At 61.1% G+C, this 7,667-nt stretch carries 6 protein-coding genes and 1 pseudogene; 6 read left to right on the forward strand and 1 reads right to left on the reverse strand.

The window, feature by feature from the left end; genetic code table 11:
• Together HUJ17_RS12315 and HUJ17_RS12320 are read left to right on the forward strand one after the other, a co-directional pair.
• Window positions 1-242 (forward strand): annotated as a pseudogene (locus HUJ17_RS12315) (lysine 2,3-aminomutase); the annotation flags it as partial.
• Between the two features lie 232 nt (window positions 243-474).
• Window positions 475-906, forward strand: a complete 432-nt coding sequence (locus HUJ17_RS12320) for a DUF3332 family protein (protein WP_290510968.1) — start codon at window positions 475-477, stop codon at window positions 904-906.
• Window positions 907-956: 50 nt separating this feature from the next.
• On the opposite strand, the gene HUJ17_RS12325 is transcribed toward HUJ17_RS12320, so the two are convergent.
• On the reverse strand, window positions 957-2,357 hold the full coding sequence (locus HUJ17_RS12325; RefSeq protein WP_290510969.1) for a PLP-dependent aminotransferase family protein: 1,401 nt from the start codon (window positions 2,355-2,357) through the stop codon (window positions 957-959).
• 176 nt (window positions 2,358-2,533) lie between these two features.
• On the opposite strand from HUJ17_RS12325, the gene HUJ17_RS12330 reads away from it, so the two are divergent.
• From HUJ17_RS12330 to HUJ17_RS16890, 4 genes are all read left to right on the forward strand, one after another.
• Entirely contained in the window at window positions 2,534-3,184 is a 651-nt protein-coding gene (locus tag HUJ17_RS12330; RefSeq protein ID WP_290510970.1) for a DJ-1/PfpI family protein, read from the forward strand.
• Window positions 3,178-3,879 carry a LysE family translocator gene (locus HUJ17_RS12335; protein WP_290510971.1) on the forward strand — a complete coding sequence of 234 codons (702 nt, stop codon included), beginning with the start codon at window positions 3,178-3,180 and terminating at the stop codon, window positions 3,877-3,879. Before HUJ17_RS12330 ends, HUJ17_RS12335 begins: the two co-directional genes overlap by 7 nt.
• A 257-nt stretch (window positions 3,880-4,136) precedes the next feature.
• Entirely contained in the window at window positions 4,137-7,538 is a 3,402-nt protein-coding gene (recC, locus tag HUJ17_RS12340) for an exodeoxyribonuclease V subunit gamma (protein ID WP_290510972.1), read from the forward strand.
• Window positions 7,535-7,667 (forward strand): UvrD-helicase domain-containing protein (locus tag HUJ17_RS16890; protein WP_366471180.1); only part of this gene is annotated, 133 nt, incomplete at its 3' end. The genes recC and HUJ17_RS16890, both read left to right, overlap by 4 nt.

Genomic DNA, 7,667 nt, shown 5'->3' on the forward strand with positions numbered 1-7,667 from the left:
CCGCCCGTGGCCCGAGCATGTCCAGCCACCCGGGCAAGGTGGAAATCCAGGGCGTTACCGAAATCAACGGCGAGAAAGTGTTCGCCCTGCGCTTCATCCAGGGTCGTAACCACGATTGGGTACAGCGTCCCTTCTTCGCCAAGTACAACGAGGACGCCACCTGGCTCAATCATCTGGAACCGGCCTTCGGCGAAGAGAAATTCTTCTTCGAAGACGAGCTGGCAGAGATGGAGAGCGAGTAACGATCAGTTGACAGTGGACAATTGATAATTGACAGCTGCGCGTGAGAGCGCGGGACTGATCTGAAAGCAAAGAGGCCGCGTCCGTAGTTTGGGCGCGGCCTCTTGCGTTTAGGTGTAACCGACCCCTTATCGCGCCGCTGTCAACTGTCCACTATCAACTGTCAACTGCTCCCCCTTTTCTTTACGGCTGAATGACAGCAATAATGAATTCACTCAACTCAAGGAGAGTCCGATGAAAAAAATCTTCGCCAGCGCATCTGCCGCCGCCCTGCTGACCGGCTGTCTTGGCCAGAACGCCCTGTTCGATACCGTGCAGGACTGGAATGCCACCGCCACCAACAATAAATTCGTCAACCAGGGCATTTCCTTTGTGTTCTGGTGGGTACCGGTTTACGGCCTGTCTCTGCTGGGCGACATCATCATTTTCAACTCCATCGAGTTCTGGACCGGCACCAACCCGATCAGCAAGGAAGGCGCCAAGGTCGCCGGCACCACCGAGACCGTAACCGACGGGCTGGGCAATCAAGCCGAACTGACCTACCATGCAGACGGCTCCATCACCGTAGTGGCCGCTGAGGAAAGCTACACACTGATCAAGCAAGGCGACCAGGTCATCAAAGTGCAGGACGACAAACGCGAAGTGCTTGGCTCGGTGATGATGTAACCCCCACAGGAGCCATGCCCCTCGTGGCTCCTGACCTGTCTAACACGCGATTAAAGCAACCGCGACAAGGTCACCAGCGCCTGTTCCACCCGGTTGTCCCACTTCACGGCGCAGTTCAGCCGCAGACAATTGGCAAATTTTCCGGAGGCGGAAAACAGCGAACCGGGCGCAAAACTCACCCCGGCTTCCAGTGCCTTTTCCATCAGCTCGGTGGTATCCACTTCCCCCGGCAACTCCACCCACAACACAAACCCACCCGCAGGCCGGCTCACCCGGGTCTGTTGTGGAAACAATTGCGTCACCCGCTCGGTCATTCTTGCCACACCCCGGGCGTGCTCACCGCACAACTGGCGCAAAAACCTGTCGTAATGACCGCGTTCCAGATAACGTGCCAGCACCAGCTGTGAGGGTGTGGCCACCGATACCGTATTGATGAATTGCAGATGCTGGGCCTTTTCCCGATGACGCTCCGGCGTCACCAGCCACCCTACCCGCAGGCCTGCAGACAGGGTTTTTGACGAAGATGAACAGTAATACACCAAACCATTCTTGTCCCAGCTCTTCACCGGGCGGGGCCGGGGTCCGCTCAGCGGCAGATCCCCGTAGATATCATCTTCCACCAGCGGCACCTTATGCTTCGACAACAGCGCCAACAGGGCCTGTTTGCGTGCGTCGGAGAGCCTCACCCCAAGCGGATTGGAAAAATTAGACACCACCACACAGGCCGATACGTTCCAGCGATCCAGCGCCAGGGTCAGCGCCTCCAGGGAAATTCCCGCCTCCGGATCGGTGGGGATTTCCAATGCCTTCAGGCCCAGCGAGTCGATCACCTGTAACAGGCCATAATAGGTGGGCGACTCAATCGCCACTGTGTCGCCGGGTTTGGTCGTCAGCTTGAGCGCAATGGCCACGGATTCCTGGCAGCTATTGGTAATCAGCACATCTTCCGGGCTGACCTCGCACTGCAACCCCGCCAGCCGCCGGGCAATCTGGGTACACAGTTCCGGAGCGCCAGGCGGAAAGGCGTACCCCACGCAGCGCCGACGCTCCTCACGCAGTACGCTGTGAAACATCCTTTCCATGGTCGCCACCGGCATATATTCCGGCGCCGGCACCGCCGCCCCCAGGTTCACCACCGACGGGTTATTCACACTTTGCAGTATCTGCAGCACCCGCTCCTGACCGGTAATCCGGCGGGGCCGCCGACTTGCCGTGGTCACTCGTGGAGCCTCGCGCACCACCGGCGGCTGGCGCACGTAGTAACCGGATCGCGGACGGGCTTCCAGCACACCACGCTGCTCCAGCTCCCGACAGGCATTCACCGCCGTGGACACACTGACCTGTTGCTGTTCAGCCAGCACCCGCACCCCGGGCAGACGACTGCCCACCGGGTACACCTGATCCCGGATCAGGACCTGCAGGCGATCAGCCAGGCTTTGATACAACGTCATGAGCTCAACATCCGATACAGTTTTTCGCATAACAACCAGTACAGATTACTATTCTTACAATCTGTACCGCTTCAATATTATTTTCTTATATCTGTATTGCAAGAGCCTGTCCACCTAATCTACCTACAGACGCTCCGAGGCCATCTACATACCCATTAACGAAAACGAGGATTGCTATGCACATCGCGATACTCACCTTCCAGGGTTTCAACGAACTGGACTCGCTTATCGCACTCGGCGTGCTGAATCGCATCCACAAACCGGATTGGCACGTCACGCTCTGTAGCCCCGAACCCCAGGTCTGCTCCATGAACGGCGTCACGGTGCATAGCCAGTCCACCCTGGATACAGTCCCCACTGCCGACGCAGTCATCGTCGGCAGTGGAATCAAAACCCGGGAGATCATCAACGACAGCGCCATCATGGCAAGGCTACGGCTAGACCCGGCACGCCAGCTGATCGCCGCCCAATGCTCGGGCGCGCTTGTTCTTGCGCGGCTGGGGCTGCTCGTTGATATCCCTGCCTGTACCGACCTCACCAGCAAACCGTGGGTACAGGACGCAGGGGTAACAGTTATGGAGCAGCCCTTCCATGCAACCGGCAACATCGCCACCGCGGGGGGCTGCCTCGCATCCCCCTATCTGGCCGCCTGGATTATCGCCCGCGCCGAAGGGGAAGCCGCAGCAAAAAGTGCCTTGCACTATGTGGCTCCGGTTGGAGAAAAAGACGAGTACGTCGCCAGGGCCTGGAGCGCCATTGCCCCATATCTTCCCAGGGGAAATCCCCTCCCAACTCCATTTGAGAAAACAGGATTACCGTCATGTTGACCGAGCAGTTTGTGGCATTGATCGGCTTTGTCGCCGTCATGACCGGCACCCCCGGCCCCAACAACCTGATGCTTATGGCATCCGGTGCCAACGCCGGCTTCCGCCGTTCCTTGCCGCACATTCTGGGCATTGCCATCGGCTGTCAGGTAATACTGGTGTGCGTGGCGCTGGGACTCGGCCAGCTACTGACCCGCTTCCCGCAGGCCGTTACCGCACTGCGTGTGGGCGGCGCCTTGTACCTGCTGTATCTGGCCTGGCAGCTAGTGCGCACCCGCGACCTGAAAAGTGATGGCTACAACGCCAAACCGCTCACCTTCATGCAGGCCGCCCTGTTCCAGTGGGTCAATCCCAAAGCCTGGATGATGATTCTCACCGGGGTAGCCACCTTTACCCAACCGCAGGACTTCACCTTGAGCGTGGCCATTGTGGCCGGCACCTTCCTGATCGTCGGATTACCGCTGATCAGCAGCTGGAACCTGTTTGGCGCGGTGCTGAAAAACTGGCTGCACCGGGGCCGGCGCCTGCGCGCCTTTAATCAGGCCATGGCGGTGCTGCTGGTAGCGTCGCTCTATCCCACTTTCGGCATCAAGCCCAGCCAGGCCAGTGAAGCCGATACCCCGCCAGCGCAAGAAAGACAGGAAACACCGCAACCGCAAAAGCGTGAACGACTAAACTGGTGGATGAGCGTGCTGTAGGGATTCAGTAGCGGGTGACGAGGAGCGAGTTGCGAAAGTCAAAACCATCAACCGAAGAATGGTTTTTGCTTTTCGAGACTCGAAACTCGTTACTCGCCCCTGCCACCCAATTATTTCCCCACAACAAAATCTGGCTACCTCCCTCCTTTGGCATCCCCTCCTTTGCCCCACATGTGGCTAGCTGTTGTAGCACGGCAAGCGCTTCTCCCTTAGGCTAGACCCTTTCGCACAAACGCAATTTCGCGCAAGGAATGTCCATGCAAAACGGGCTGATGGTGCTGCACGGCAACCGTCTGGAAACCCTCACCGAGCTGGTGGCCGACTGGCTGCAGCGTGAGCCGCTGTCACCACTGGAAACGGAAACCTTCCTGGTGCAGTCCAACGGCATGGCCCAGTGGCTGAAACTGCAACTGGCGGATGCCCTGGGAATCAGCGCCGGTTTTCAGTTTCAGATGCCCGCCCGCTTTTTATGGAGTGCCTATCGCACCGTCCTTGGCGAAGACCAGGTGCCGCGCACCTCGCCCTTCGATAAATCCCGGCTGCTATGGCGTCTGTACCGGTTATTGCCGACGCTTCTCAATAACGACCATTTCGGCCCATTGCGGCATTTTCTCGCCGACGATGTGGACGGTCGCAAACGCCATCAGCTGGCCGAGCGGCTGGCGGATCTGTTCGATGCCTATCAGGTCTATCGGGCGGACTGGCTGGCGGACTGGGAAAACGGCAACGACCGTCTGCGCAAGGCCCAGGATCGCGACGCTTTTGATGAGTTTCCCAGCAGCCAGCTGTGGCAGGCGCATCTGTGGCGCGCCCTGCTGGCGGACATGGATGACAGCAAACAGGGGCTTAGCCGCAGTGCTATCCATCGGGATTTTATCGCGGCACTCACTCAACAACAGCAACAGGGCACGCCACCGCCGGGCCTGCCCCGCCGCCTGATCATCTTCGGCATCAGCGCCCTGCCGCAACAGGCCCTGGAAGCGTTGGCGGCGCTGAGTCAGCACTGCCAGATCCTGATGCTGGTACAAAACCCCTGCCAGCATTACTGGGCGGATATTGTCGAAGACAAACAACTGCTGCGCCGCCAACTGGACAACCGCAAACGCCACCTGACCGCCCTGCCGGAAAATCGCGTCAATCCGCTGCTGGCCGCCTGGGGCAAACAGGGCCGGGACTTTATCGGCCTGCTCTACGACCACGACGACCCGGACAGTTATCGCAGCGCCTTCCAGAATCAGATCGATCTGTTTGAACACCACGAACCGCAAACCTTGTTGCAACAGTTGCAGCAGGACATTCTCGATCTGGAACCCTTGCCGGCGCCGGACCAGCGCCCCTCTCTGGCGATCGATGGCTCGCTCAGTTTCCGCATCGGCCACAGCCCCCAGCGGGAAGTGGAAATTCTGCAGGATGAATTACTGGACCGGTTCAGCAACGACCCGAGCCTGCAGCCCCGGGACGTGATCGTGATGGTGCCGGACATCGAAGCCTATGCGCCGCACATTGATGCGGTGTTCGGCCGACTGGACCGGGACGATCCCCGCTATCTGCCCTACACCCTCAGCGACCGCAGTGCCGGGGCCGCGTCCCCCCTGGCCCAGGCGGTGGAATCCCTGCTGCACCTGCCCCAGTGGCGCTTCACCGCCACCGACATTCTCGACCTGCTGGATGTGCCCGCCGTGCGCGAACGTTTCGGCATCGACGAAGGCGACCTGCCGCAACTGGCCCGCTGGATCGACCAGGCGCGCATTCGCTGGGGCCTGAACAGCCAGCAGCGCAAGACCCTGGACGTGCCCGGCTTCGAACAGAACAGCTGGGCCTTCGGCCTGAAACGGATGCTGGCCGGCTACCTGCTCGGCGACGGCCCGGCCTGGATGGGCATCGAGCCCCTGGACGAAGTGGCCGGGCTGGGCGCGGAGCTGGCCGGGCGCCTTTCGCGCCTGCTCGATACCCTGGAACACCACTGGCAACAATCCCGTCAGGACGCCAGCGCCAGGGAGTGGCAACAACGCTTCACCCGGTTACTGGATGACCTGTTCGCCCCGGTGGACGAAACCGACCAGACCCTGGATGCGGGGCTGCGCGACGCCCTCAACGACTGGCTGGCGGCCTGCGCCGAAGCGGACTTCGATAGCATCCTGCCACTCACCGTGGCCCGCCGCCCGCTGCTCGATGCCCTCAACGCGGAAAGCCTGTCGCAACGGTTCATGGCCGGGCGCATCAACGTCTGCACCCTGATGCCCATGCGCGCCATCCCCTTCCGCCATGTCTGCCTGCTCGGCATGAAGGACGGCGACTACCCCCGTCAGCAGCAGCCCATGGATTTCGATCTGATGCGGCAATGGGGTAACTATCGGCCCGGCGACCGATCCCGCCGGGATGACGACCGCTACCTGTTTCTGGAAGCCCTGCTCAGCGCCCGGGACAGCCTCTACATCAGCTGGACCGGCCGCAACGTGCGCGACAACAGCGAACGGCCGCCCTCGGTGCTGGTGGCGCAACTGCGCGACCACATTAACCAGCGCTGGCAGACCGACCAAGGCGAACCGGTGGATGCCCTCACCGTGGCGCACCCGCTGCAACCGTTCAGTGCCCGCTATTTTTTCCACAGTGACCAGGATGCGGCCAACGATTCACTGCACACTTATGCCAACGAATGGCGCGCCCTCCACGATGGCCAGGCACCTGCTGTCAGCAATGATCAGCCCTTGCCGCCACTGGACAGCGACGAGCCGATTACCTGCGCCGCCCTGGGCCGTTTTCTCAAACAGCCGGTGGCGCATTTTTTCGAACAGCGCCTGAAGGCCCGGCTGAAACAGCAACGCCAGGTACTGGATGACAGCGAACCCTTTGCCTTCGACGGCCTGCAACGTTTCCAGCTCCAGGACCAGTTGCTCAGCGAGGCCCTGCGTGCCGGTCCGGAGCATGCCGGCGACGCCATGGCCCACACCCTGGATCGCCTGGCCGGCAGTGGCGATCTGCCCCTGGCGCCCTTTGACGAAGGCAGCCGCGACAGCCTGCTGATGCCCCTGTCGCAGCCACTGGAACATTACTTTGCCCTGCTGGCCGAGTGCGGCGCACCGCAACCGCAACAGGAAATCCGTCTCAACGCCGGGCCCCTGCAGATCGAAGACTGGCTCACGGATTTGCGCGGCTCCGCAGCGAATAGCCAGCGTCTGGTCCTGCACACCGGCAAGCTGAAAGAGCGCTTCGACAAACTCACCCGGGACTGGACCCTGCACCTGGCCGCCTGCGCCGCCGGGTTCCCGTTAACCACCCACATCCAGGGACAGGATGGCCGCATTACCCTGCCCCACCTGAACCGCAGCGACGCCCAGCACTGCCTGGATCAACTGGGCCATGCCTGGCAACAGGCCCTGTGCGAGCCGCTGCCCATCGCCTGTGCCACCGCCTTCGCCTGGCTGAAAGGGGAAGAAAAAGACAACGGCGACAACGAGGCCCGCAAGGTGTTCGAATCCGGTTTCATGCACACCGGCGAACAGGACAAGGAACCGGCCCTCTCCCGCGCCTGGGCGGACTTCGATGACATGCTGGCTGTCCGCCACGGCGACGAGCGCGCTTTCGACTACTGGACCGAGCAACTCTATGCCCCGCTCTACCAGCACGCCCAATGGCGTGAACCGGGAGATGACGCATGAACATTGAACGTCCGCTCCCGATTACCTTCCCGCTGCACGGTACCCGGCTGATCGAAGCCAGTGCCGGCACCGGCAAGACCTTTACCCTGGCCGCCCTCTACCTGCGTCTGGTGCTCGGCCATGGCGACG

The organism is Alcanivorax sp. (genome assembly GCF_014762765.1).
Taxonomy (GTDB): domain Bacteria; phylum Pseudomonadota; class Gammaproteobacteria; order Pseudomonadales; family Alcanivoracaceae; genus Alcanivorax.